18 protein-coding genes and 1 pseudogene are annotated in these 25,749 nt (G+C 65.3%); 13 read left to right on the forward strand and 6 right to left on the reverse strand.

Translation table 11 applies throughout. The annotated features are described in order from the left end of the window. Positions 1-2 precede the first annotated feature (2 nt). Both VV867_RS00360 and VV867_RS00365 read left to right on the forward strand, forming a co-directional pair. Positions 3-1,466, forward strand: coding sequence for an aldehyde dehydrogenase family protein (locus tag VV867_RS00360; RefSeq protein WP_328565342.1), 1,464 nt, complete (start codon positions 3-5; stop codon positions 1,464-1,466). A 94-nt stretch (positions 1,467-1,560) separates the two neighbouring features. Next, a complete protein-coding gene (locus tag VV867_RS00365; protein WP_328565343.1) occupies positions 1,561-2,814 on the forward strand; it encodes an OprD family porin in 1,254 nt (417 codons plus the stop codon). Positions 2,815-3,178: 364 nt separating this feature from the next. Here VV867_RS00365 and VV867_RS00370 read toward each other — a convergent pair whose 3' ends face one another. The 5 genes from VV867_RS00370 to VV867_RS00390 form a co-directional block, all read right to left on the reverse strand. Continuing rightward, positions 3,179-3,751, reverse strand: a complete 573-nt coding sequence (locus tag VV867_RS00370) for a HupE/UreJ family protein (protein WP_109935966.1) — start codon at positions 3,749-3,751, stop codon at positions 3,179-3,181. Positions 3,752-3,786: 35 nt separating this feature from the next. Continuing rightward, a complete protein-coding gene (gene ureG / locus VV867_RS00375; protein ID WP_109935965.1) occupies positions 3,787-4,401 on the reverse strand; it encodes an urease accessory protein UreG in 615 nt (204 codons plus the stop codon). Positions 4,402-4,412: 11 nt separating this feature from the next. After that, on the reverse strand, positions 4,413-5,087 hold the full coding sequence (locus VV867_RS00380) for an urease accessory protein UreF (protein WP_109935964.1): 675 nt from the start codon (positions 5,085-5,087) through the stop codon (positions 4,413-4,415). Further along, the gene (gene ureE / locus VV867_RS00385) at positions 5,084-5,584 is read right to left on the reverse strand and encodes an urease accessory protein UreE (RefSeq protein WP_109935963.1); all 501 of its coding nucleotides are present in this window, start codon (positions 5,582-5,584) and stop codon (positions 5,084-5,086) included. Before ureE ends, VV867_RS00380 begins: the two co-directional genes overlap by 4 nt. A gap of 707 nt (positions 5,585-6,291) precedes the next feature. Next, positions 6,292-6,927 (reverse strand): TetR family transcriptional regulator, encoded by a 636-nt coding sequence (locus VV867_RS00390; RefSeq protein WP_109935962.1) that lies wholly within the window; start codon positions 6,925-6,927, stop codon positions 6,292-6,294. Between the two features lie 148 nt (positions 6,928-7,075). Here VV867_RS00390 and VV867_RS00395 point away from each other — a divergent pair, with 148 nt between their 5' ends. The 5 genes from VV867_RS00395 (at position 7,076) to VV867_RS00415 (ending at position 21,324) form a co-directional block, all read left to right on the forward strand. Beyond that, positions 7,076-8,173 (forward strand): flavin reductase family protein, encoded by a 1,098-nt coding sequence (locus tag VV867_RS00395; RefSeq protein ID WP_328565344.1) that lies wholly within the window; start codon positions 7,076-7,078, stop codon positions 8,171-8,173. A 19-nt stretch (positions 8,174-8,192) separates the two neighbouring features. Next, the gene (locus VV867_RS00400) at positions 8,193-9,260 is read left to right on the forward strand and encodes a fatty acid desaturase family protein (protein ID WP_328565345.1); all 1,068 of its coding nucleotides are present in this window, start codon (positions 8,193-8,195) and stop codon (positions 9,258-9,260) included. A 131-nt stretch (positions 9,261-9,391) separates the two neighbouring features. Continuing rightward, positions 9,392-11,092 carry a ShlB/FhaC/HecB family hemolysin secretion/activation protein gene (locus VV867_RS00405; protein ID WP_328565346.1) on the forward strand — a complete coding sequence of 567 codons (1,701 nt, stop codon included), beginning with the start codon at positions 9,392-9,394 and terminating at the stop codon, positions 11,090-11,092. A 30-nt stretch (positions 11,093-11,122) separates the two neighbouring features. Then, positions 11,123-20,731: a hemagglutinin repeat-containing protein gene (locus VV867_RS00410; RefSeq protein WP_328565347.1), complete on the forward strand. Its 9,609-nt coding sequence runs from the start codon at positions 11,123-11,125 to the stop codon at positions 20,729-20,731. Further along, on the forward strand, positions 20,728-21,324 hold the full coding sequence (locus VV867_RS00415) for a hypothetical protein (RefSeq protein WP_089390057.1): 597 nt from the start codon (positions 20,728-20,730) through the stop codon (positions 21,322-21,324). The genes VV867_RS00410 and VV867_RS00415 overlap by 4 nt, the downstream gene beginning before the upstream one ends. A gap of 50 nt (positions 21,325-21,374) precedes the next feature. Here the strand turns inward: VV867_RS00415 and VV867_RS00420 are convergent. Continuing rightward, a pseudogene (locus tag VV867_RS00420) lies at positions 21,375-21,704 on the reverse strand (IS4 family transposase); the annotation flags it as partial. Positions 21,705-22,191: 487 nt separating this feature from the next. On the opposite strand from VV867_RS00420, the gene tnpB reads away from it, so the two are divergent. The 6 genes from tnpB (at position 22,192) to VV867_RS00450 (ending at position 25,745) form a co-directional block, all read left to right on the forward strand. Continuing rightward, positions 22,192-22,404: an IS66 family insertion sequence element accessory protein TnpB gene (gene tnpB, locus VV867_RS00425; RefSeq protein WP_244906817.1), complete on the forward strand. Its 213-nt coding sequence runs from the start codon at positions 22,192-22,194 to the stop codon at positions 22,402-22,404. A gap of 93 nt (positions 22,405-22,497) precedes the next feature. Continuing rightward, entirely contained in the window at positions 22,498-22,965 is a 468-nt protein-coding gene (locus tag VV867_RS00430) for a hypothetical protein (RefSeq protein ID WP_139210169.1), read from the forward strand. Positions 22,966-23,149: 184 nt separating this feature from the next. Then, the gene (locus VV867_RS00435) at positions 23,150-23,422 is read left to right on the forward strand and encodes a hypothetical protein (protein WP_328565348.1); all 273 of its coding nucleotides are present in this window, start codon (positions 23,150-23,152) and stop codon (positions 23,420-23,422) included. A gap of 395 nt (positions 23,423-23,817) precedes the next feature. Beyond that, positions 23,818-24,099, forward strand: coding sequence for a type II toxin-antitoxin system ParD family antitoxin (locus VV867_RS00440; RefSeq protein ID WP_109935957.1), 282 nt, complete (start codon positions 23,818-23,820; stop codon positions 24,097-24,099). Next, positions 24,096-24,461, forward strand: coding sequence for a type II toxin-antitoxin system RelE/ParE family toxin (locus tag VV867_RS00445; protein ID WP_109935956.1), 366 nt, complete (start codon positions 24,096-24,098; stop codon positions 24,459-24,461). The genes VV867_RS00440 and VV867_RS00445 overlap by 4 nt, the downstream gene beginning before the upstream one ends. A 606-nt stretch (positions 24,462-25,067) precedes the next feature. Continuing rightward, on the forward strand, positions 25,068-25,745 hold the full coding sequence (locus VV867_RS00450; protein ID WP_089390279.1) for a CsgG/HfaB family protein: 678 nt from the start codon (positions 25,068-25,070) through the stop codon (positions 25,743-25,745). The last annotated feature ends 4 nt before the right edge of the window (positions 25,746-25,749 follow it).

Below are 25,749 nucleotides of genomic sequence, written 5' to 3' on the forward strand. Positions count from 1 at the left end.
CCATGACCGCTTACACCGACTTCCACCTGCAACCCCTCGCCGGCGAATGGCGCACCGGCAGCACCGGCAAGCCGCTGCGCGACAGCAACCCATACGACGGCGGCCTGCTGGTGGAAATCCCCCAGGCCAGCCGCGAGGACCTGGACGCCGCCTACCGCAAGGCCGCCGAAATGCAGCCGGCCTGGGCCGCGTTGCCGCCGGCGGAACGCGCCGCGTTGCTCTACCGGGTGGTGGAAGTATTCGACCGGCGCCGCGAGGAAATCATCGACTGGATCATCCGCGAGTCCGGCAGCACCCGCCTGAAGGCCACCCTGGAATGGGGCGCGGCGCGGGGCATCACCCTGGAGTCGGCGTCCTTCCCCAGCCGCGTGCACGGGCGCATCGTCGACTCCAACATCCCCGGCAAGGAAAGCCGCGTGTACCGCAGCGCCATCGGCGTGGTCGGCGTCATCAGCCCGTGGAACTTCCCCCTGCACCTGACCCAGCGCTCGCTGGCCCCGGCCCTGGCGCTGGGCAACGCGGTGGTGGTCAAGCCGGCCAGCGACACCCCGGTGTGCGGCGGCCTGCTGCTGGCGCGCATCTTCGAGGAGGCCGGGCTGCCGGCCGGGGTGCTCAGCGTGGTGGTCGGCGCCGGCAGCGAGATCGGCGACGCCTTCGTCGAGCACCCGGTGCCCGGCCTGGTGACCTTCACCGGCTCCACCCCGGTGGGGCGCAACATCGGGCGCATCGCCAGCGGCGGCGCGCACCTCAAGCACGTGGCCCTGGAGCTGGGCGGCAACAGCCCCTTCGTGGTGCTGGAGGACACCGACCTGGAGCAGGCGGTGAACGCCGCGGTGTTCGGCAAGTTCTTGCACCAGGGGCAGATCTGCATGGCGATCAACCGCATCATCGTGGTCGACGCGCTGTACGACGCCTTCGCCGCGCGCTTCGTCGAGCGCGTGAAGCAGGTGAAGGTCGGCGACCCGCAGGCGGCCGAAACCGCCATCGGCCCGATCATCAACGCTCGCCAGCTCGAAGGCCTGCTGGAGAAGATCGAGCTGGCCCGCCGCGAAGGCGCCAAGCCGCTCTACGAGGGCGGCGTGCAGGGCCAACTGCTGGCGCCCCACGTCTACGGCGAGGTCGGCCCGGAGATGGAGATCGCCCGCGACGAAATCTTCGGCCCGCTGATCGGCCTGCTGCGCGCCCGCGACGAGGCCCATGCCCTGGAACTGGCCAACGCCAGCGAATACGGCCTCTCCAGCGCCGTGTTCAGCCGCGACCTGGAGCGTGGCGTGGCATTCGCCCGCCAGGTGCGCGCGGGCATGACCCACGTGAACGACATACCGGTCAACGACGAGGCCAACGCGCCCTTCGGCGGCGAGAAGAACTCGGGCCTGGGCCGCTTCAACGGCGACTGGGCGATCGACGAGTTCACTTGCGACCACTGGGTGAGCGTGCAACGGGAGGCGCGCCACTACCCGTTCTGATGCTCTAGCCGGTTCTGCCAGTAACCCCACCCACGGTGCGCCCATGCAGGCGCGCCGTGGGCCGCTGCACCCTGAAAAACGGAGAACAATAACAATGCAAAGCCGTCACACCGCCGTATTGCCGTCCCTCGCCTGCGCAGCGCTGCCGCTGTTCGCCTGCCTGCCCGCGCAGGCCGAGGAGGGCGGCTTCTTCGAGGACGCGCGCACCGACCTGGTACTGCGCAACTACGTGTTCAACCGCGACTTCCGCGACCACAGCGCCGGCAAGAGCCTGGTCAACGAATGGGCCCAGGGCTTCATCCTCAAATTCACCTCCGGCTATACCCGCGGCCCTCTGGGCTTCGGCGTGGATGCCCTGGGCCTGTACGGGGTGAAGCTGAACAGCAGCCGCGACCAGAGCGGCTCCGAGCTGCTGCCGGTGCACGACGACGGCAAGGCCGCCGACGAATACGGGCGTGTGGCGGTGGCCGCCAAGCTGCGGCTGTCGGCCAGCGAGCTGAAGCTGGGCGAGATGCTCCCGGACGTGCCGGTGCTGCGCTACGACGACGGCCGCCTGTTGCCGCAGACCTTCCGCGGCGCGGCGCTGGTGTCCCGCGAGTGGGACGGAGTGAGCCTGCATGGCGGGCGCTACGACCAGGTCAGCCTGCGCAACTCGGCGGACCTGCAGGACCTGTCGTCCTGGTCGGCGCCCACGGCGAAATCCGATGCCTTCAACTACGCCGGCGCGGAGTACCGCTTCAACGACCAGCGCACCCTGGTCGGCGCCTGGTACGCGCAACTGGAGGACATCTACACCCAGCGCTACTTCAACCTGCTGCACAAGCAGCCGGTGGGCGACTGGCTGCTGGGCGCCAACCTCGGCCTGTTCTTCGACCGCGACGACGGCCGCGCCCTGGCCGGCGACATCGACAGCCACACCGCCTACGCGCTGCTCTCGGCCAACCATGGCGGGCACACCTTCTACGTCGGCCTGCAGAAGGTCGGCGGCACGGGCATGTGGCAGTCGGTCTACGGCAGCAGCGGCAGGACCATGGGCAACGACATGTTCAACGGCAACTTCACCAACGAGGACGAACGCTCCTGGCAGCTGCGCTACGACTACGACTTCGCCGCCCTGGGCATGCCCGGCCTGGTGAGCATGGTGCGCTACGGCAAGGGCGACAACGCCACCACCAAGGTCGGCAGCGGCGGCAAGGAATGGGAACGCGATGTGGAGCTGGGCTACACGGTGCAGAGCGGGCCGCTGAAGAAGCTCAACGTGCGCGTCAACCACGCCAGCAACCGGCGCAGCTTCAACAGCGATTTCGACCAGACGCGGGTGATCTTCAACTACCCCATTTCGCTCTGACGACGAGGGGCATTCGCGGGTCGGTGCGTGGGGCGACCCATCGCGGACAGAGTCCGCTCCTACGGTGCAGGTGCGTAGGGCGAATAACCGTTCGCGGTTATCCGCCGCTACACCTCGGCTCGGCCCGGCTTCGCGGCCAACCTTGGCGACCTCCACGGCCGGGCCAATCGGCGGATAACGCCGTAGGCGTTATGCGCCCTACGGGAGGACGGTGCGTAGGGCGAATAACCGTTCGCGGTTATCCGCCGCTACACCTCGGCTCGGCCCGGCTTCGCGGCGAACCTTGGCGACCTCCACGGCCGGGCCAATCGGCGGATAACGCCGTAGGCGTTATGCGCCCTACGGGGGAGCGACGCGATACCCATCAACCCGCCAGCAACCAAACCCCGGCACCGGCCGAAGCCAGGCCCGCCACACGCACCAGCGGCGCCGCGGCCTGCGGCAGGAAGCGCACTAGCGCATAGCCTGCGGCATGCAGCGCGGCGGTGGCGCCGACGAAGCCGGCGGCGTAGGCCCAGGGGCTGGACAGTTCCGGCAGCTCCAGGCCGTGGGCGATGCCGTGGGCCAGGGCGAACAGTGCGGTCACCGCCATGGCCAGCGGCAGTGGCGGGCGCACCGCCAGGGCCACGCACAGGCCCAGGGCGAGCACCGAGGCGGCGATACCGGTCTCGACGAAGGGCAGTTGCACGCCGTCGAAGCCGAGCAGGCCGCCGAGCAGCATGGCGCCGACGAAGGTGCAGGGCAGCGCCAGGCGCGCCGCGCCCTGCTGCTGGGCGGCCCAGAGGCCGACGGCGAACATTGCCAGCAGGTGGTCGAGGCCGGTCAGCGGGTGCAGCACGCCGGCGGCCAGGCCGTGGTCGCCGTGGCCGGGGTGGGCGAAGGCGAGAGCCGGGGCGAGGCACAGCGCCAGGGCGAAAAGGCTTTTGCGCAGGGACATGGGAACTCCTGGGTGGGATTGTCTGGGAAACCGCTTCAGGCCGCGCTCAGCAGCCCCTGGCGTTCGATGAAGGCGATGATCTCGTCCAGCCCCTGGCCGGTCTTCTGGTTGCTGAACACGAAGGGCCGCTCGCCGCGCATCTTCTTCGCGTCGCGCTCCATCACCTCCAGCGAGGCGCCGACCATCGGCGCCAGGTCGATCTTGTTGATCACCAGCAGGTCGGACTTGCAGATGCCCGGGCCGCCCTTGCGCGGGATCTTGTCGCCGGCGGACACGTCGATCACGTACAGCGTCAGGTCCGACAGCTCCGGGCTGAAGGTGGCCGAGAGGTTGTCGCCGCCGGACTCCACCAGGATCAGCTGCAGCCCGGGGAAGCGGCGGTTGAGCTGGTCCACCGCCTCCAGGTTGATCGAGGCGTCCTCGCGGATCGCCGTGTGCGGGCAGCCGCCGGTTTCCACGCCGATGATCCGCTGGGGCTCCAGCGCCTCGTTGCGCACCAGGAACTGCGCGTCCTCCTGGGTGTAGATGTCGTTGGTCACCACGGCCAGGTCGTAGCGCTCGCGCAGGGCGCGGCACAGGGCCAGGGTCAGGGCGGTCTTGCCGGAGCCCACCGGGCCGCCGATGCCGACGCGCAGGGGTTGGGAGTTCATGCTGGGTTCTCCTAGGAACGGAACAGACGGCTGTATTGCGATTCATGGGCCATGCTCGCCAGGGCCAGGCCGAAGGGCGCGCCGCCGGGCGCGTCCTCCGCCAGCGCGGCGGCGCAGGCCCGCTCGAGTTCGGGGAGCAGGCGCGAGGTGAGTTTCTGCGCGGCCAGCTGGCCCAGGGGCAGGGCCTTCATCAGCACCGCGAGCTGGTTCTCCGCCCAGCTCCACAACCAGGCGCCCAGGGCCTGCTCCGCATCCAGGCCCCAGGCCCGCGCGGCCAGGGCCCAGGTGGCGGCCAGGGAGGGCTCCGGCTGCGCGGCGAGCCAGGCGCGGGCCGCTTCGTCCAGTTCTGGCAGGGCCGCCAGCAGCTGGGCGAGGGAGAAACCCATCTGCCGGCTTTCCAGGGCCAGCTCGCGGGTCTCGCGGCTGGCGCGGTGGCGCTCGGCGGCGTCGCCCAGGGCCAGCCAGTCGGCGGCCAGCGCGGCGCGCAGCAGCTCGGCCAGCAGCGGGCCCTCGAAGCGCGCCATGTTCAGTTGCAACTGGTCGGCCAGCCAGGCGAAGGCGCTTTCGGCGTCCGTCACCAGGCCGTGTTCCAGCGCCGCTTCCAGGCCCTGGGAATAGCTGTAGCCGCCGATGGGCAGCTGCGGGCTGGCGAGGCGCAGCAGGGGCCAGAGGCCTGTGCCGGTCACTTGCGTACCCCGAACTGGTGCAGCTTCGGCGCGTAGTTGAACTCCGCATCGCCCTGGTGCGAATGGTGGTGCCCGCCGCCGTAGGCGCCATGCTCGGGCTGGAACGGCGCCTCGATGCTTTCCACCGTGGCGCCCAGCTGGTCGAGCATGGCCTTGAGCACGTAGTCGTCCAGCAGGCGCAGCCAGCCCTCCCCAACCTGCAGCGCCACGTGGCGGTTGCCCAGGTGGTAGGCGGCGCGGTTCAGCTCGCGAGGGTTGGCGCAGGTCACGTGCATCAGCTGCTCGGGCGCGGCGCATACGCGCACCACGCGCCCGTCGTTGGCCAGCAGGCAGTCGCCATCGGCCAGCGGTGGCTGGCCGCGTTCGAGGAACAGGCCGACGTCCTCGCCGTCGCGGGCGTAGCAGCGCAGGCGGCTCTTGCTGCGCGCCTCGTAGTTCAGGTGCAGTTCGGCGTCCCAGCGGTCGCGGGGCTCGATGCGTTGGTGGATGACCAGCATGGTGGTGTCCGGCAGTAGGCAATGGCCGAGCTACAGCAAGGGCCTTGCCAGAGGCGGGCGCGGCCAGCAACGGCGGGACCTGGGCGGGCTGTCCGAGTGATCAGGAATGGTGCGCGTGCGCGTTGCTGGTGCGCACGCAAATGGTGCGCACCAATGCGGGGCGGAATGGGCTTTTCGTAGGATCGAGGGAGGCGCCTAGCTCTTGCTCGCGAAGGGGGCTGGCCGGTGACGTTGGTGTTCGGGGTTTGGCTCCATTCCCTCTCCCTAACCCTCTCCCTGAAGGGAGAGGGGACCGTTCGGTGTGCCTGGATGCTCTGGAGTTCGCCGGATGCTGTGATACCCGGCTGAAGCCTTGCTGTCAGCCGGCACGGACAGGCTCCCTCTCCCTTCAGGGAGAGGGCTGGGGAGAGGGGCGGAGTTGAACCCGTGCGCAGGTACCACCGGCGGGTTCGCGAGCAAGCTCGCTCCTACAAGGAGGCCCAGCCTCAACCCTCTCCCTGAAGGGAGAGGGGAGCGCTCGGTGTGCCTGGATGCTCTGGAGTTCGCCGGATGCTGTGATACCCGGCTGAAGCCTTGCTGTCAGCCGGCACGGACAGGCTCCCTCTCCCTTCAGGGAGAGGGCTGGGGAGAGGGGCGGAGTTGAACCTGTGCGCAGGTACCACCGGCTGGTTCGCGAGCAAGCTCGCTCCTACAAGGAAGCCCCAGCCTCAGCCGCGCGGTTCGATGCCGTGCCAGTGCTTGGCGCCGATCATGATGAAACGCAGCTGCTGGGTGACCTTGGCCTCGGGCGTCAGGTGCGCCGGCAGCGCCTCGGCCGGCGCGTCGATCAGCTCGGGCAGGGTGGCGAACACCGTCTTCACCACCAGGTCGGCGATCACGTCGAGGTCCCGGGCCTGCAGGTGCGGCAGCTTGTTGAGCAGCGCCAGGTCTGCCGCCAGGTCGTCGGTGATGCGCTGGCGCAGGGTGCCGATGGCCTGGCGGATGGGCAGCGAGCCGCCGTACTGCTCGCGGGCCAGGAACAGGAACTGGGTGCGGTTGGCGCTGACCGCGTCGAGGAAGATGCGCACCGAGGCCTCGATCACCCCGCCCAGCTCGAACTCGTTGCGCCGCACCACGCGCAGGGTCTGGCGGAAGGTCTCGTCGACGTCGGCCACCAGGGCCAGGCCGAGGGCGTCCATGTCGGCGAAGTGCCGGTAGAAGCCGGCCGGGACGATGCCGGCGGCGCGCGCCACCTCGCGCAGGCTCAGGCTGCCGAAGCCGCGGCCGCTGTCCATCAGGCCGCGCGCGGCATCCATCAGGGCCTGGCGGGTCTGCTGTTTCTGTTCGGCGCGGGGAGAGGGCATCGGGGCTTCCATGGCGTGGGGCCCCGGCACTCTAGCAAATGGCCGGGGAAATCGGCGACTGCGCCGACGGCTTCAGTGAACGACTGTTGACTGAAAAGTGGCGGCATGCCAGTTTAGTGAACAAGTGTTTACTGTCTGGATGCCGTCCATGTCCCTGCTTCCCCTGGCCTGGCTGCGCGCCTTGCGCCCGCTGCTAGGCCCCCTGCGCGCGCTGGTGCGCCGGCATTGGCTGCGCGAGGCCGACGTCGATGCCGTGCTGGCCGCGTTCAACCCGGCCTGGGCGCTGAACCGGGTGTTCGCCCGCGTCGAAGGCCGCCAGTGGGTGGCCGACGACATGCTCGCCCTGCGCCTGCGGCCCAACGCCAACTGGCGCGGCGCGCGGCCGGGCCAGCACCTGCAGCTGTTCGTCGAGCACGACGGCGTGCGCCTGGGGCGCAGCTACAGCCTGATCGCCGAGGTGGACGGCTGCCTGGAGATCGCGGTGAAGCTGCAGCCCGGCGGGCGCGTCTCGCCGCTGCTGCTGGGCCGGTTGTGCGTGGGTGACGTGCTGGAGCTGGGCGCGCCGGGCGGCGAGCTGCACTGGCCGCAGGACGAGCGCAGCGTGCTGCTGCTGGCCGCCGGCAGCGGCCTGACGCCCTTGCTCGGCCTGCTGCGCCAGGCCCTGGCCGACGGCTACCGCGGCCCGGTGACGCTGCTGCACTACGTGCGCGAACGCAGCCAGCGCGCCTTCGTCGACGCCCTGCAGGCACTGGCCCGCGAGTACCCCAACTTCAGCCCGCGCTGGGCCATCAGCGGCGGCGCGGCGGCGGCCGGCGAACTGCGGGGCCGCTTCCGCGCCGAGCATCTCGATGGCCTGGCCGGCGAGCACGTGCTGGCCTGCGGCCCGGCCGGCTTCGTCGGCGCCGTGCGCGACACCCTCGCACCCCGCGCCGCCAGCCTGCAGTGGGAAGCCTTCAGCGCGCCGGCGTGGTCCACCGACGAGGCCCGCCGCGAGGTCCGCCTGCACTTCGCCCGCAGCGGCCGCCAGGCTGCCGGCGACAACCAGCGCAGCCTGCTGGAGCAGGCCGAGGCCGCCGGCCTGCGCCCGGCCCACGGCTGCCGCCAGGGCATCTGCGCCAGCTGCACCTGCACCCTGCTCGCCGGCAGCGTGCGCGACCTGCGCAGCGGCGCGCTGCACAGCGAGCCGCAACAGCCCATTCGCCTTTGCGTCAGCGCCCCGCAGGGCGACGTCAGCCTCGACCTCTAGCCTCTTTCGGAACCCCAGCATGCGCGAAGACCGCGACCTCACCCCGGCCGAGCTGGCCGCCTTCGGCGCCGAACTGGACGCCCTGCGCCAACGCACCCTGGACGACCTCGGCGCGGCCGACGCCCGCTACATCCGCCGCGTGCGCAGCGCCGTGCGCGCCTGCTGCTGGAGCGGCCGCGCCTTGCTGCTGCTCGGCTGGTTCCCGCCCACCTGGCTGCTCGGCAGCCTGCTCCTGGGCCTGGGCAAGGTCCTCGAGAACATGGAGCTGGGCCACAACGTCATGCACGGCCAGTACGACTGGATGAACGACCCGGAATTCGCCGGCCGCCAGTACGAATGGGACATCGCCGGCCCGGCCGACTTCTGGCGGCACACCCACAACCACATCCACCACACCTACACCAACGTCCTAGGCAAGGATGACGACGTCGGCTACGGCGTGGTGCGCCTGTTCCCCGAGCAGAAGTGGAAGCCCTTCTACCGCTGGCAGCCGCTGTGGGTGACGCTGCAGGCCGTGCTGTTCCAGTACGCCGTGGCCATCCAGCACCTGCGCCTGGACAAGTACTTCAAGGGCCGCCTGGGCAAGGACGAACTGCGCCCGCTGCTGCGCCAGTTCAATGCCAAGCTCGGCCGCCAGTGGGCCAGGGACTACCTGGCCTTTCCCCTGCTGGGCCTGCTCGGCGGTGGCTTCTGGGCGGTGTTCTGCGGCAACGCCCTGGCCAACCTGCTGCGCAACCTGTGGACCTTCACGGTGATCTTCTGTGGCCACTTCACCGAGAAGGCCGTGGTGTTCCCGGCCAGCGTGCTGCAGGGCGAGAGCCGCGGCCACTGGTACCTGCGCCAGCTGCGCGGCTCCAGCAACCTGGAGGGCGGGCCGCTGCTGCACCTGCTCACCGGCAACCTCAGCCACCAGATCGAGCACCACCTGTTCCCCGACCTGCCGGCGCGCCGCTACGCCGAACTGGCCCGCGAGGTGCGCCAGATCGCCGCGCGCTACGGGCAGACCTACAACAGCGGGCGCCTGTCGCGGCAATTCGCCACGGTGCTGCGGCGGATCTGGGTCTACCGCTTGCCCTCTGCGGTCTGAGGCGAAATCCGGCTTGTAGGAATAGTCCTAAAAGTGACGTCAGTCGCCGAATGACACTCCCTTGGCATCAAGTGGCCATGTTTTAATCAGGTCAGTTTGTAACCGGATGTCGTACTCGAGGGATCGAAGGGATGCAGTCCATTTCCCGTTTCTGGATGCCGGGCCTTGCCCTGGCCGTCGTTCTTGATGTTTCCGCCGCGCCCCTGCCCACCACCCCGGGCGACCGTGACCTGCAGCGCGACCGCCAGGAGCAGCTGCTGCGCGAACAACAGAAGCGCCTGGAGGAACTGCAGCAACTGCCCGGCAAGGCTGCGCCGCAGGCCCCCGCCGCGCAGCCGGCCGACACGCGCTGCTTCGACATCCGCGAGATCACCCTGGAAGGCGCCGGGCACCTCGCCGCCTCCACCCGCGAGCGCCTGCTGGCGCCCTACCGCGGCCAGTGCCTGGGCGTGGCCCAGCTCAACGAGCTGCTCCGGACGATCACCGACCACTACCTGGCCCGCGGCTTCGTCACCACCCGCGCCTACCTGCCGCAGCAGGACCTCTCCGGCGGCACGCTGAAGATCATCGTGGTCGAGGGCCGCCTGGAAGGCTTCGACGACTCCGCCGTGGCCAGCCCGCGGGAACTGGCCATGGGCTTCCCCGGCAAGGCCGGCGAGCTGCTCAACCTGCGCGAGCTGGAACAGCTGGTGGACCAGGTCAACCGCCTGCCCTCGCGCCAGGCGCAGCTGGAGCTGGTGCCCGGCGAGCAGGTCGGCGGCAGCCGCGTGCAGCTGGCCGGCGAGCGCGGCAAACCCTGGCGCGTCTCGGCCTTCCGCGACAACAACGGCGACCGCAGCAGCGGCGAGCAGCAGGCCGGCCTGGGCCTGGACTGGGACAGCCCGCTGGGCCTGGCCGACCAGCTCGGCCTGCGGGTGGCCGAGGACGTGGTCAGCGACCACTGGAAGCACTCCGACAACCAGGGCCTGTTCTACAGCCTGCCCTACGGCTGGTGGACCTTCCGCTACAGCTACAACCAGAGCTACTACCGCACCCGCAACGAAGGCAGCGGCTTCGCCTTCAAGCTCGACGGCGACAGCCGCTCCCACCAGTTCGGCGCCGAGCGCGTGCTGCACCGCGACAGCCTGAGCAAGACCGCGGTCAACTTCGGCCTGGCCCACGTGCGCTCGAACAACTACATCGACGACGAGAAGATCGGCGTCTCCAGCAGCCAGATCACCGAGAGCCAGCTGGGCTTCAACCACGGCCGGCGCATCGGCAGCGCCTTCGTCAACCTCGACGCCGGCTGGCAGCAGGGCATAGGCGCGCTCGGCGCCCAGGGCGAGCACGAGCCGCGGCCGGGCCAGCCCCACGCCCGCTACGACAAGTACACCCTCACCCTCAGCTACCTGCAGCCCTTCCAGCTGTGGGGCGAGCACTTCAGCTTCGACGCCCTGGCCACCGCGCAGCAGAGCGAGGACGTGCTCTACAGCCCGCAGCGCATCAGCCTGGGTGGGCTCAACTCGGTGCGCGGCTTCAAGGACCAGAGCCTGTCCGGCGACAGCGGCTACTACTGGCGCAACCAGCTGCGCTGGCGCCGCCCGGTGACCTGGGCAGCGCTGCAGCCGTGGTTGCAGGAGTACGGCCTGGGCTACGGCTACGACTTCGGCGCCATCGAGAACGGCCGCCACAACCCCGAACTGCACGGCCGCCTGAGCGGCCACGCGCTGGAGTTCAACGCCCGCGGCCAGTACCTGGCCGCGACCCTGAGCTTCGCCCGCTCCCTGGAGCGGCCCGGCGTGATCGACAAGCGCGAACACCCGGTGTACTTCCGCGTCGACCTGTTCTTCTGATATTGCGCCCCGCGCCACGGAGACCGAGATATGGACATCCGCCGCCCCCTCCACCAGGCCATCGCCAGCGCCCTGGCCGGCCTCCTGTTCCTCAACCCCATAGTCGCGGCCGCTGCCCAATTGGCGGTGGATGCGGCCGCCGGTGGCAACACACAGCTCGGCGCGGCAGGCAACGGCGTGCCCATCGTCAACATCGCCACGCCCAATGGCGCGGGGTTGTCGCACAACAAATTCAGCGACTACTCGGTGGGCCAGCAGGGCCTGATCCTCAACAACGCCACCGGCAAGACCGCCAGTACCCAGCTGGGCGGGATCATCATCGGCAACCCCAACCTCAAGGGCCAGGCGGCGCAGAAGATCCTCAACGAAGTCACCGGCGGCAGCCCCTCGCAGCTCAAGGGCTACACCGAGGTGGCGGGGCAGGGCGCCCACGTCATCGTCGCCAACCCCAATGGCATCACCTGCAACGGCTGCGGCTTCATCAACACCCCGCGCGCCACCCTCGCCACCGGCAAGCCGATCCTGGCCGGCGAGCGCCTGCAGGGCTACGACGTGAATGGCGGCGAAATCGCCATCGAAGGCGCCGGGCTCAACGCCAGCAACCTCGACCAGTTCGAGCTGATTACCCGCAGCGCCAAACTCAACGCCGACCTGTACGCCAAGCAACTGACCGTGGTGGCCGGGCGCAACCAGGTGGATGCCGAGACCCTGGCCGCCAGCGCCAAGGCCGACGACGGCCGCGCCAAGCCGCAACTGGCCATCGACAGCGCGGCGCTGGGCGGCATGTACGCCAACACCATCCGCCTGGTGGGCACCGAGCAGGGCGTGGGCGTGAAACTGGCCGGCAACATGGCGGCCAGCGCCGGCGACATCCGCATCGACGCCAACGGCAAGCTGGAACTGGCCCAGGTGGCGGCCAGCGGCGATCTCGTGCTGAAGGGCCAGGACGTGGCGCTGAATGGCCCGGCCTATGCCGGCGGCAGCGCGAGCGTGCAGGCCAGCGGTGCGCTGAGCAATGCGCAGAGCCTGGCCGCCAGGCAGGGCGTGCAACTGCGGGCCGGTACCCTGAACAACGATGGACAGATCGTCGCCGGCATCGATGGGGAACAGCGTATCCCCGGGCAAGGCCTGGATATCGTCGCCGAAAGCGTCGGCAACCGTGGCCGGCTGGACGCCACCGGCAACCTCAGCGTGGCCGCCGGCACGCTGGACAATACAGGGCAGGCCTATGCCGACCGCATCGGCGTCGACGCCCGCCAGCAACTGGATAACCGCGGGACACTGCAGGGGCGCGAAGTCTCGCTGCGCACCCGCCAGTTCAACAACCTTGGCGCCAGCGCGCAGCTGATCGGCGAGCAGAGCCTGCTGCTCGACGCTCCCGCCATCGTCAACCTGGGCGGGTTGGTCCGCTTCGGCGATGGCCAGGCTGCCGGCCTGAACTTCACCAGCCTGGACAACCGCACCGGTCGCCTGGAAGTGAACGGCGGCAGCCTGACGCTCGCCGGCGGCACGCTGGATAACCAGCAGGGCCGCATCGTCGCTGGCAGCGCCCGGATCGATGCGCAGCGCATCGATAACGCCGGTGGCCTGATCGGTACCAGTAGCGGCGACCTGGTCCTGAACAGCCAGGGCGCGCTGAACAACGCCAGCGGCAAACTCCAGGCCGCGCAAGGCTTGCGGGCGACAGCCGGGGCCGTGGACAACCGGGCGGGAACCCTGGTCGGCGACTCCATCGAACTCGCCGGCAGCAGCCTGGACAACCGCCAGGGTGGCGTGCTCAGCGCGGAGCAGGGTGACCTCGACCTCCGCCTGAGTGGCGCGTTCGACAACGGAACGGGCCTGGGACAGGCCAGCGGCACCCTGCTGCTGGATGTCGGCAGCGTCGCCAACGCCGCCGGCAAGCTGCTGGCGCAGACGCTTGAACTGACCGCCCGAGGGGCTGTGGACAACAGCGGCGGCAGCCTGGCCGCCGAGCGCCTGAGCCTGAATGCCCAGGCGCTGGCCAACCGCAATGGGCGGGTGCAGGCCGACTCGGCACTGGTCCTCGGCGCTGGCGATCTCGACAACACCAACGGCCTGCTGCTGGGTGGCACATTGCAGGCCGACCTCGCCAGCATCAGCAGCAACGCCGGCGGCACGCTGAGCGCCGACGGCTTGCTGAAGCTGACCGTGGCGCAGGCATTGAACAACGCACTGGGGCGCCTGCAATCGGTGCAGGGCAACCTGGATGTCACGGCAGGCAGCCTGGACAATCGCCAGGGAGCCCTGGCCGGCGCCCAGTTGCTGCTGCGCGCCGGCGGGACGCTGGACAACCGCGGCGGCCGTATCGTGGGCGACGGTGTCCAGGCGAATGCCGCCAGCATCGACAACAGCGACCAGGGTCTGCTGGTGGCGGGCGCGGAAGGCCTGGTGCTCACGGCGCAGCAGCGCCTGTCCAACGACCAGGGCCGTATCCAGAGCGATGCCGGCCTGCGGCTCGTAGCGCCGCAGCTGGAAAACCGTGGCGGCGTAGTGCTTGGCCAGCGCGTCGAGCTTGAAGGCGGCAATCTGGACAACAGCCAGGGCGGTGCCGTGGTCGGCAATGGCGACCAGGTGCGCCTCAGCCTCGATGGCGTCCTGAACAATGCTACCGGCCTGATCGACGCAGGCGACCAGGCTCTGCTGTTCACCCAGGCCGTCGACCAGTTGGACAACCGTGGCGGCACCCTGCGTGGCGAGCGGACCGAGGTGCTTGCCGGCAGCGTCGACAACTCCGCGTCCGGCCGGCTGCTGGCGGGCGCCGCGGGCCTTTCCCTGACGGCCGCTTCGCTGAACAACCAAAGGGGCCTGGTCCATGCCCAGGGCGGTGATGTAACCGTCGAACTAGGGGCGGGCAGCCTGCAGAACCAGGCAGGGACCGTGCAGGGCGACAGCGTCGCCATCACGGCCGCGAACCTGGACAACAGCCAGGTCAATGGCGAGGCCGGCATCATCGCCAGCCTGCTCGGCAAGCTCGAACTGGTGGTTGGCAACCTCGTCAACCGGGGCGGCCAACTGTTCGGCAAGGGCGACCTCAGCGTCACCGGCAACACGCTGGACAACGGCGGTGGCCAGCTCAGCGGCAGCCGTGTCGTGCTCGCCAGCAGCGATACCCTGAACAACCAGGGCGGCCTGATCGAATCGGCCACCACCCTCGAGCTGGACAGCGGGTCGCTGGACAACAGCCAGGGCGGGCGCCTGCGCGCGCTCGGCGGCGACAGCAGCCACATCCGCAGCACCGGCCAGCTGAACAACCAGGGCGGGAACATCGGCGTTGCCAGCCAGGCCTTCGAACTGAACAGCGGCACCACCCTGCTCAATGGCCAGGGGCAGATTCAGCATGCCGGTACCGGCCTGTTCCGCCTGGGCGGGGGCAGCCTGGTCGGTGCGGGTTCGCTCACCGGCCTGGGCAGCGGGCAATGGCAGCTCGGCAGCCTCTCCGGCGTTGGCCAGATGCGCCTGAACGGCGCCCTCGACCTGCGCGTGGACCAGGGGCTGGACCTCGCCGCCGGCGAGCGCATCGCCAGCGCCGGCGGCCTGACCCTGACGGCCGCCTACCTGAACAACCAGGGCGAACTGCTCAGCGACGGCGACCTCGGCCTGACCCTCAGCGGCGACGCCTACAACGCCGGCCTGCTTTCCGCTCAGCGCAACCTCACCCTGAACGCCGGCAACTTCACCCAGATGGGCGGTCGCCTGGCCAGCGGCCTGGATACCCGGCTCAGCCTCGCCGGCAACCTGAACAACCAGGGCTGGCTGATCGCCAACCAGGCCCTGCGCGCCAGCGCCGCGCAAGTGAACAACAATGGCACCCTCGGCGCCCTGGGGACGCTGGAACTCACCAGCCAGGGCATCGCCAACGGCGCCGACAGCCTGCTGTTCAGCGGCGGCGACATGACCCTGCGCGCGGCCAGCCTGAGCAACCGCTACGGCGACCTCTACAGCCAGGGCAACCTCAGCTTCGCCGGCCAGGACGGCGGGCGGGCGCAGAGCCTGAGCAACCGCTCCGGCACCATCGAGGCGCAAGGCGACATCCACCTCAATGTGGCGAGCCTGGAAAACACCCGCGACGTCTTCGCCTTCGAGCAGACCACCAGCTTCGGCGAATTCGATGTGCAGTGCGGCCAGCACTGCGGCGGCCACGACTCCTTCAAGCGCGGCAAGATCGACGTCAGCGAAACCATCGAGGAACGCATCACCCAGAACAGCCCCGCCGCCTGGCTGACCGCCGGGGGCAACCTGAGCATCGATGCCGATGCGGTGGAAAACCGCAACAGCACCATTGCCGCCAACGGCGACCTGACCATCAACGCCAACTCGCTGCTCAACCAGGGCAACACCTCGCGCACCGGCAACAAGGTGGTGGTCATCAACGTGGTCCCGGGCGACTACGGCAAGATCCCCACCGGCCAGTGGGATGCCATGGAAAACCTGGCCCGCGCCTTCAACAACAAGATGGCTGCGGGCACCTTCGACCAGGACCTGTACGACCAGCTCTGGGCCATCTACAACGGCGACCGCTGGGCGATCGGCACCCCGGTCGTCAGCTGGAGCGAAGACGGCGCCCAGTCCGCGCCGGCCACGCTGCAGGCCGGCAACCGCGTTACCCTGAACGTGGCGCACAACCTGCAGAACGGCACCGTCAGCGAATACAGCCAGGCCCAGCTCACCGGCCAACTGGCTGGCAGCCTGCTGGGCGGGCAGCTCGGCACGGTCAACCTGACTCTCAACAAGCAGTCCAGCGACGCCCAGGCGCGCGGGCCGCAAACCGTGCAGAGCGTGACGCACACGGCCGCCGACGGCAGCCAGCAGGTCAGCTTCATCCCGGTCGACTACACCGGCGTGCCCTTCGCCGCCGTGGACCCGACGGCGGCCGACACCTTCCGCCTGCCCCAGGGGCAGTACGGGATGTTCATCCGCAGCCCGGACCCGCAGAGCCACTACCTCATCGAAACCAACCCGGCGCTCACCGACCTGGGGCGCTTCCTCAACTCCGACTACCTGCTCGGCAAGCTCGGCTTCGACCCGGACCAGGCCTGGAAGCGCCTGGGCGACGGCGCCTACGAGACCCGCCTGATCCGCGAAGCCATCCAGGCCCAGACCGGCCAGCGCTTCCTCGACGGCCTGACCAGCGACTACGACCAGTTCCAATACCTGATGGACAACGCCCTGGCCGCCAAGGACGCGCTGCAGCTGAGCGTCGGCGTGGGCCTCTCCGCCGAACAGGTGGCGGCGCTGACCCACGACATCGTCTGGATGGAAACCCGCGTCGTCGACGGCCAGCAGGTGCTGGTCCCGGTGGTCTACCTGGCCCAGACCGACGCGCGCAACCTGCGCGGCGGCAGCCTGATCCAGGGCCGCGACCTCAACCTCATGGCCGGCGGCGACCTGACCAACGTCGGCACCCTGCGCGCCAGCGAGGACCTCACGGCGACGGCGGGCGGCAGCATCCTCCAGGGCGGCCTGGTGGATGCCGGTCAACGCGTCAGCCTGCTGGCCGGCGACAGTATCCGCAATGCCCTGGCCGGGCAGATCCGCGGCGACCAGGTCGACCTCACCGCGCTCAAGGGCGACATCGTCAACGATCGCACCGCCGTTACCGCCGGCATCGGCGGCGACGAGTACCGCAGCTTCCTGGACGCCGGCGCGAGCATCAGCGCCCGCAGCGAACTCAGCCTGGACGCCGGCCGCGACATCACCAACCGCGGCAGCCTCGCCAGCGGCGGCGACAGCTACCTCGGCGCCGGCCGCGACATCAACCTGCAAGCCGTGACCGACGCCAGCCGCCTGCGCGACATCCAGCAGGGCGGGCACCACGTCACCACCACCACGGTCGCGCAGAACCACGGCTCCAGCCTGACGGCCGGAGGCGACCTGGTACTGGATGCGGGGCGTGACCTGAACGTGGTGGGCAGCCAGGCGAGCGCGAAGGGCGACCTGACCGCCGCCGCCGGCCGCGACATCAACCTCCGCGCTGTCGAAGACGCCGCCAGCGTCGAAGTCCGCAGCAAGACCAGCAGCACCCGCACCGTCGAGCAGACCGGACAGACCCGCCAGCTCGGCGCGCAACTGACGGCGGGCGGCGACCTGGTGGCCAGCGCCGGGCAGGACCTGAACCTGACCGCCAGCACCATCAGCGCCAGCAACGAGGCCTACCTTTACGCCACCCGTGACGTGAACCTGCAGGCGGCGGCGGAAACCGACAGCCATGCGCTGAGCAAGACCAAGCGCAGCCATGGGCTGCTCTCCAGCTCGGAGAAAAAGACCGAGGACACTTCCCTCTACACCACCCAGCAAGGCTCGCTGGTCAGCGCCGACAAGGTGGCCATCCGCGCCGGCCAGGACATCGGTGTCAGCGGCAGCGACGTGGCTTCCACCAATGGCACCAGCCTGCTGGCCGGGCGCAACGTGCTGATCGACGGCGCCACTGAAACCAGCGAAACCAGCCACGCCGAGTCGAAGAAGAAATCCGGCGTGATGAGCAGCGGCGGGCTCGGCTTCACCCTCGGTTCGGCCAGCACCCAGGCGACCCAGACCAACCACAACGAACAGACCCGTGGCAGCACCATCGGCAGCGTGCTCGGCAACGTCGACATCCAGGTCGGCAAGGACCTGACCATCCGCGGTTCCGACGTGGTCGCCGGCAAGGACATCAACCTCATCGGGCAGAACGTCGACATCCTCGCCGCGCAGAACGAGAACCGCAGCGAGCAGACCTACAAGAGCAAGACCAGCGGCCTCACCCTGGCGCTCTCCGGCAGTGTCGGCAGCGCCATGGATTCGGGCTACCAGACCGCCAAGCAGGCCAAGCACGAGGACGACAGCCGGCTCTCCGCGCTGCAAGGCATCAAGGCCGGGCTGACCGGCGTGCAGGCCTGGCAGGCGGCGCAGCAGGGCAGAGAGGGCGGTGGCGCCAGCCAGTTCTTCGGCATCAGCGCCTCGCTCGGCTCGCAGAAGTCCAGCTCGAAGCAGACCCAGGAGCAGAGCGTCAGCCAGGGCAGCAGCCTGACCGCGGGGAACAACCTCAACATCCTCGCCACCGGCGCAGGCAAGGTGGGCCAGGACGGCGACATTCGCATCCAGGGCAGCCAGCTCAAGGCCGGCAACGACGTGCTGCTGGCGGCCAACCGCGACATCACCCTGGAAGCGGCGGCCAACACCCAGAAGCTCGACGGCAAGAACAAGAGCAGCGGCGGCGCGGTTGGCGTGAGCGTGGGGTACTCCGCGGACAACGGGGTGGGCCTGAGCATCTTCGCCAACGCCAACCAGGGCTCGGGCAAGGAAGTCGGCACCGGCACCACCTGGACGGAAACCACCCTGGACGCCGGCAACCAGGTCAAGCTGGTCAGCGGCCGCGACACCACGCTCAAGGGCGCCCAGGTCAACGGCGAGCAGATCATCGCCAACGTCGGCCGCGACCTGACGCTGCAGAGCCTGCAGGACAGCGACTACTACGACGCCAGGCAGAAGAACGTCTCCGCCGGGGCGAGCGTGGCCATCATCGGCTCTGGCGGCAGCGCCAGCTTCAGTGCCAGCCAGAGCAAGATCGACTCCAACTACAAGAGCGTGCAGGAACAGACCGGCCTCTACGCCGGCAAGGGCGGCTTCCAGATCGACGTGGGCAACCACACGCAACTGGACGGCAGCGTCATCGCCAGCACCGCCGAAGCCGACAAGAACCGCCTGAGCACCGGCACCCTGGGCTGGAGCAGCATCGACAATAAGGCCGACTACAAGAGCCAGCAACAGAGCGTCAGCCTCAGCAGCGGCAGCGATGGCAGCGGCAAGTTCATCAGCAACATGCCCAGCGGCATGCTGGTGGCCTACAACCACGGCGACAGCGCCAGCGGCACCACCGGCTCGGCCATCTCCAGCGGCAGCATCGAAATCCGCGACCCGGCCAGCCAGCAACAGGACGTGGCCAGCCTGAGCCGCGACGTCGAGCACGCCAACGGCAGCATCAGCCCGATCTTCGACAAGGAGAAGGAACAGAACCGGCTGAAGCAGGTGCAGTTGATCGCCGAGATCGGTACCCAGGCGATGGATATCGTGCGGACGCAGGGGGAGATCAAGGCCAGTGATGCGGCGAAAGAAGAGCTAGCCAAGAGTGGGATCCATAACCCGACCCGGGAGCAGATCCAGAACAGTGCTGCCTACAAGGCAGCAATGCAGGACTTCGGCACTGGCGGCAAGTACCAGCAGGTGGCTCAGGCAGTCACGGCGGCGCTGCAAGGGTTGGCTGGCGGCGATATCGGTTCCGCACTGGCCGGAGCCTCAGCGCCATACCTGGCTTCCGTGATCAAGGAGCAGACCGCAGGCAACGACGCCGCGAGGATCATGGCCCAGGCGGTATTGGGTGCTGTCGTTGCCCAGGCGCAGGGAAATTCTGCCTCGGCTGGTGCTGCTGGTGCTGCAACCGGCGAGTTAATTGCCGCCCAGCTGTATCCAGGCAAAAAAACCGAGCAATTGACAGAAAGCGAAAAGCAGACGGTCTCGGCGCTTTCTTCCCTCGCCGCCGGATTAATTGGCGGGGCTCTGACAGGTGATAGTGCTGGCGCGATAGCGGGAGCTCAGGCTGGCAAGAATGCAGTGGAGAACAATCACCTTTCCACTGACGAGAAAATCAGCCTGAACCTGAAGGAGGTGCAGTACCAGCGCGATTGCCAGGGAGGTGCGTCTAACAGTGGCCTTTGCCAGCAACTGCGCAAGGACATCCAGGCCCTGCGGGAAAAAGGTCGTAGTGTGTTGGAGACTGAGCTACTCGCTCCCGCGTCAGATATGGGGCCAGAGAATACGGTCAAGACCACGCCTGGGAATATCATTCGTTGCGTGGGTTCGTCGAATGGCTTCTGCCAGGTAACAGACCAAGTGCTGACTACCGATCAGGGCAAGGAGTGGCAACTGGTCCCGGCTTCGGACGAACAGGCTCAGATAGAGGCAGCACGCCAGCAGAGTGTTAGTGCTCAAGCAGATGCTTCTCTTAAGCAATGGACTGCGGATGCATTCGATGTTGGCTGCGGTGGTTTTGGCGTAGCAGCGGTAGCTTGTCAGATTTACCGTGCAGCGGGGGGAGCGAATCCTATATCCGGTGCGGTGCCTAGCACTGGTGAGCAGGTGTTGTGGGGAGCTACGGCTATCCTCAACGGGTTGGGGATTTATGGGACGGTAGCTGATGGTGTCGTAGTAAGCTCGGGGCGACCAAAGACTGAGAAGTATTTCAGGGTTGAAGGTGGTGGTTCGGGAGTGGCCTCAAGTCAGAATCGTATTACAGTTAATGCTGATGGTAGTATAAGAATCAATCCTGGGTGTTCCGGGCAGCTTTGTGTAAGTGTCGGGAACTCTGATCATGCTACCTATTTTTTAAGTAACAAACGTCCGGACGGAACAGTGGTGGTGTTTGAAGTAGATGCCGAGCTTCATAATCAAATAATGTCCAGCGCGATACCTCAACGACCTGTCCCGGGGATCCCGCGAGACCCATCGGCTCCTAAAATTGTGGATCCAAATCAACCGGGCGTTGCATTAGAGCTCCCCAAGGTATGGGAAGCAGTTCTTGAAAAACACTCAAGTAATGCACGTGTGTACTCTCATGATGAATTCTTGCGGGAGTTTGGCAATTGATGAATTGGAAAAAGTTACATGAGGAGTTGTGGAATGGGGAAAAAAGCATTTGCTTTTTTGTTCATTCAGGTAAGTGTTTCTGGGTCGTTGATGAGAAGTTTAATTTTAGCTTGGATGCTGAGAAAGAGTATCGTGCGTATCTAGAAAAGGGTTATATAACTAATGAGCAGTATTCTGAGGCATGTGTGAATTTTAGAGGGGGAATTCTTAAGCTTACTGCTGATAATTTTCTGAGTTACCTGATGGGAAAGGATCGACAGGTGTTATCCTTGGAGGATATTGGGAACTTGTTTCTTCAAAGCGGGTTGAGTAAAGATCTGCATAGAAGGGTTGAGGGCTATCTCTTGTCTGGTGTTGAATTAAGTCAAAAAGATTTTTCTAGTGTGAACTCTGTTGCAGTCGCCCTTCCGAGTTTCTATGTGAATTTTGATAGAGAGATATTTTTCCATATGGATTATGGTAGAGTTCATGAGGACTTGGCTCATTCTGGTTGGAGTGCGAAGTATATAGATTTTTGCTATTTGATCCCTGATGGCGAGAGGTACTGGATGGTTGATGGGAGTGATTACTGGAAGTTTCGCTTCATGCAATAGTTTCTTGGTCAAAACGAAAATGGCCGAAAAGAGGCAGATTTGAATGGCGCTTACTTAGCCCGCCTTGGGTGACCGCTTCGCCTGATTTTGGCGCGCTCAGATTGGCGTGTATGGGTCAGCAATGGATAAGGTTTCGACCTTCGCTTGAGAGCTCGTGGCTCAACCCGCCCAGGCCGCCTGCCAACGCGCTGCTGGGCGATTAAAATGAGTAACCTCTGAAGGCTTTCGTCCATATCCGGACCATCGAACTGTCGCCATGCCAGCCATAGCTGCAGGCTGTGCTTGAAGCTCAGTTCACGCGGCAAATAGTCCGCCATTAATGCCGATTGCACCATGAGTAGCCGGATCAGGTTGTGTGCCAGCAGGTAAACCCAGATTTTAATGGTGCTTACTTAAGCATTAATTGATTGATCCTGAAGAAGAAAAGCTGCTCTTAGTCTACTGTGATAGTTGAAAGAACATACCGAGCCCAAGTAGGAAAGCTGTAGGAGCTGAATGCAACAGGGGGCATCGAGTTGAGCTTTCAAATAGGCACTGCTCTTTAAAAACAACTCAGAGATAAAGACAAAGCCAACTGACTGATCCAGGGCCGTGATGTCAGCCTCACCCTGGCGCTCTTCGGTAGTTCGGGCTACCAGACCGCCAAGCAGGCCAAGCACGAGGACGACAACCGGCTCTCCGCGCTGCAAGGCATCAAGGCCGGCAACGACATGCTACTGGCCGCCAACCGCGACATCACCCTGGAAGTGGCGGCCAACACCCAGAAGCTCGACGGCAAGAACAAGGTAAGCGCTCCACAAACCCCACCTTCATTTGAACTGTCCGCTTGCGGATGCTGGGCTCCCATTTTCCCAGTGAAGCTCCGTCATGATGCGTCCGGACGCCAAGGTCAAAGCTGTCTATCTCTATCCGAAGCCAGTGGACCTCCGTAAGTCCATTGATGGTCTGGCGGCCCTGGTGGAGTTGGATATCAAGGTGGCCGTGTTTGACCCGGTGTTGTTCGTCTTCCTGGAAAGGGGGCCGCTTTATTTTTCCTACTCTAAAGCTGATCACTCAGGCAGGATTAGAGTGCTTAAATAAATCTGTCCCCTTTTCTCGTCCCCTTTTCTCTGGTGGGTGACTTAGAGAAGGTGCTAACTGGTAAAGCCGTTATTGTGAAGGGTAAATAACTCCATGGTTTCTGAAATTTGTGACTTGTATGTTGGACCAGTAGTCGGATCAAAGACTATGTCGCTTGTTAAGCTATTTGACAGGGAATTCATTTTTGACTCTCAGAAATGCTACTCTGGTTACTTGGGGGTGAATGTTGAGAGATTTAGATTGGTGCGAGTGGTTGTTGATCTGCGCAATGAGGGGGTTCGAGTGCTTAGTGTCCCTGTACGATACCGAGATAGCTTGAATATTGATAGGAGGGAGGCATTGGTTTTGGCTAAGGAGTATGCAGAGGCTAAGGGCTTTAAGGTGGCGGGGAATGACTTGAGAGTAGGTAATTTCACTCCGTTGTATTGGAGTTTTTCTATCTCGGATCCTACAGGGGAGAGGGCCGGGGGAAAAATTAGGGTGGATAGAGTGGACGGCCATGTTTGGAGTATGGACGAGTACGACAAGTATATGTATGACTATAATTGTATTTTTGCGTGAGTATGAGCGGAAAGAGGGCGGGTTTATTTTCCATGCTCTAAAGTCAACTGGTTGGGCTGGATTAGAGTGTGAAAAATAAATCTGTCCCATTTTAAAATATTATTGAGCGTGGCTATGACCCTGGACAGGTTGAAGAGGCAATAAAGCAGATCATTGATAGGAGCCGTCAGGCTGGAGTTGTAAAGTGATAAGTGTATGGGATAAATCTATAGCTGCTATTGGTAAGGTTGAGAGATCATCCGATTTTTTAGAGTTGGAGAAAGTTATTGGGGAGGTTTCATGTATTTCGTCTGATCCTGATGAGTATAATGACCCGATAGGGGCGACAAAGTACTATAAATTTACTCGCTCGGGAGTTGAGGTGGGTTTCAGAAGAAAATTACTAAATCATATAAATTTTTATGTTGAGGCTAGTGATGGATACTCTGCCTTCAATGGAGAGTTGTATGGGGGTTGAATGGTCTATCTACTTGTCAGAGTGTTTTGAGTTTTCTTGGCCAGCCTGCAATGGCAGGTGGTGGAAAAAAAGATTTATTAATTGGCTATGTAGGGAAGTGGCTAAGGTATCAGAAGTGGGGGGTTGTGGTTAATTTTCAGTTTAATGAGAGTGATCTTTTGTGCCGGGTTACAGTCGCTCAGGGGTAAGTGGAGAAGGATAGCGAAAAGAGGATAGATTTATTTCTTCTACTCTAAAACTGATCGGTCAGGCAGAATTAGAGCGCTTAAATAATTTTCTCCTTTTCTCGTCCCCTTCTCTCCCGAAAGGCACCGTGATATCAGGCATACGCCGTTTTTGCATTCCCATAAGCTTCATGGCATAAAACGCCATAGTCGCTTTCCTTGGAGAGTGCCATGGCCACACACAACGTCGTTCTGCCTCAGTCCATGGAGAAATCCATTGATGACCTCGTGAGCGAAGGCCGTTACCAGAATTTCAGTGAGGTCGTGCGTGCCGGCCTACGTCTGCTCCTCGAGCGCGAGGCCGAAGAGTCCGCCAAGCTCGTCGCTCTCCGTAACGCAACATCAAGCGGCATCATGCAGCTCGAGACAGGTCGGTTCGTCGAGATTGCCTCCGAAGCACAGCTCGAGGAATACCTGGAAGAGTTGGGCCAGTTGGCGAGCTCCAGGCAGTGAGCGCCACCAGATTCCGCCTGTCCCTGGATGCGCAGACTGACCTCATCGATATCCTTCGCTTCACCCAGGTGAAGTTTGGCGAGGACGTGCGCCGTCGTTACCAGGGGCTTCTACGGGCGGCCTTCGTGTCGCTGCCAGCAGAGTCCGAGAGGGCCGGGAGTATCGCTCGGGAGCAGTTGGAGACCGGGCTGCGCAGCCTGCACCTGCTCTACTGCCGCTCCGAGGCTCCAAACGGCCGCGTAGACCGTCCCCGCCACGTCGTTTTCTACAGGCTGGGCCACGACCAGGTCATCGAGATCGTTCGTATCCTTCACGATGCCATGGAGGTCGAAAGGCACCTGCAGAAAGTCCCCGCAGGCTGAATGGCCAAAGAGCAAATGGGTTGGATGGTTCTCAAGGATAAAGAGAGCCGCAGACACCGGCCCGCTATCGGCTGATCACGCCCGGAAGTGCTCGGTCCGGCTCTGCCCCGGCTGTGGATAACGGGTGCTACCGAGCTGCATTCGCTTGTGCGGCTGGGGATGGCCAGACGCTCCTGCCGGTACCGGTCCTGCTTTGGCAGGTTCTCGCCAGCCCCCTTCGAAGGCCGCCATTACCCGCCCTATCCCGGGCATGCCGGGAATTTCTTGAGACACTTCTGATTTCAGGCACCTGGCATGGATGATGGCGTAATGATTGTGCTCTAATCGCCCACCTCAGGTAACACGATGTTTTCGAAGGATCGACGGGATACGGTTCGTTCCCACAGGCTGGATGCCAGGTCTTGTTTCGCCGCTTCCCGCCCTTCCTGCCGCTACGTCCTGTAACGGCGCCGTTTTCCATCCTCGAGCTTTCCCTTCCTGCGTGTCTTTCGAGCGCGGCTGTGCCGTGCGCAGGAGCTTCGGATCCGTCGTGGCCTTTGACTGGAGGGTGCCGGTGTTTGCCGGCGGCCCGGTTTGGTGGATTTGCGAGGGGAGTGCAACGTGAAGATGAAGATGTCCCAGGGGTTGCTGCTGGGGGTGGCGTCCGCCGCCCTGCTGATGGTCGGCGGTTGTGCCACGGAGAGTTCCAGGGCGCTGCCGGTGCAGCAGGTGGAGAGCGTCGGCAAGCCCTATTCGGGTGTGCGTTCGCCCATTGCGGTGGGCAAGTTCGACAACCGTTCCAGCTACATGCGCGGCATTTTCTCCGATGGCGTCGATCGCCTTGGCGGCCAGGCCAAGACCATCCTGATCACCCATCTGCAGCAGACCAACCGCTTCAACGTGCTGGACCGCGACAACATGAGCGAGATCCAGCAGGAGGCCGCCATCAAGGGGCAGGCCCAGCGGCTCAAGGGGGCGGACTACGTGGTGACCGGCGACGTCACCGAGTTCGGTCGCAAGGAAGTCGGCGACCGCCAGCTGTTCGGCATCCTCGGCCGCGGCAAGACCCAGGTGGCCTATGCCAAGGTGGCGCTGAACATCGTCAACATCAGCACCTCCGAGGTCGTCTATTCCACCCAGGGGGCGGGCGAGTACGAGTTGTCGAACCGGGAGATCATCGGCTTCGGCGGCACCGCCAGCTACGACTCCACGCTCAACGGCAAGGTCCTGGACCTGGCCATGCGCGAGGCGGTGAACAAGCTGGTGAATGCGGTGGACAGCGGCAGCTGGAACCCCGCGCATTAACCCG

Source organism: Pseudomonas sp. JH-2 (assembly GCF_036231725.1).
Taxonomy (GTDB): domain Bacteria; phylum Pseudomonadota; class Gammaproteobacteria; order Pseudomonadales; family Pseudomonadaceae; genus Pseudomonas; species Pseudomonas delhiensis.

Excerpts from the sequence above, each read along its gene's own strand:
- VV867_RS00440 (WP_109935957.1), top strand. The coding sequence starts at position 23,818 with ATGGCCACACACAACGTCGTTCTGCCTCAGTCCATGGAGAAATCCATT.
- VV867_RS00390 (WP_109935962.1), bottom strand. The coding sequence starts at position 6,927 with ATGCCCTCTCCCCGCGCCGAACAGAAACAGCAGACCCGCCAGGCCCTG.
- VV867_RS00370 (WP_109935966.1), bottom strand. The coding sequence starts at position 3,751 with ATGTCCCTGCGCAAAAGCCTTTTCGCCCTGGCGCTGTGCCTCGCCCCG.
- ureE (WP_109935963.1), bottom strand. The coding sequence starts at position 5,584 with ATGCTGGTCATCCACCAACGCATCGAGCCCCGCGACCGCTGGGACGCC.
- VV867_RS00365 (WP_328565343.1), top strand. The coding sequence starts at position 1,561 with ATGCAAAGCCGTCACACCGCCGTATTGCCGTCCCTCGCCTGCGCAGCG.
- VV867_RS00405 (WP_328565346.1), top strand. The coding sequence starts at position 9,392 with ATGCAGTCCATTTCCCGTTTCTGGATGCCGGGCCTTGCCCTGGCCGTC.
- VV867_RS00410 (WP_328565347.1), top strand. The coding sequence starts at position 11,123 with ATGGACATCCGCCGCCCCCTCCACCAGGCCATCGCCAGCGCCCTGGCC.
- VV867_RS00430 (WP_139210169.1), top strand. The coding sequence starts at position 22,498 with ATGGTTTCTGAAATTTGTGACTTGTATGTTGGACCAGTAGTCGGATCA.
- VV867_RS00450 (WP_089390279.1), top strand. The coding sequence starts at position 25,068 with ATGAAGATGTCCCAGGGGTTGCTGCTGGGGGTGGCGTCCGCCGCCCTG.
- ureG (WP_109935965.1), bottom strand. The coding sequence starts at position 4,401 with ATGAACTCCCAACCCCTGCGCGTCGGCATCGGCGGCCCGGTGGGCTCC.
- VV867_RS00360 (WP_328565342.1), top strand. The coding sequence starts at position 3 with ATGACCGCTTACACCGACTTCCACCTGCAACCCCTCGCCGGCGAATGG.
- VV867_RS00400 (WP_328565345.1), top strand. The coding sequence starts at position 8,193 with ATGCGCGAAGACCGCGACCTCACCCCGGCCGAGCTGGCCGCCTTCGGC.
- tnpB (WP_244906817.1), top strand. The coding sequence starts at position 22,192 with ATGATGCGTCCGGACGCCAAGGTCAAAGCTGTCTATCTCTATCCGAAG.
- VV867_RS00395 (WP_328565344.1), top strand. The coding sequence starts at position 7,076 with ATGTCCCTGCTTCCCCTGGCCTGGCTGCGCGCCTTGCGCCCGCTGCTA.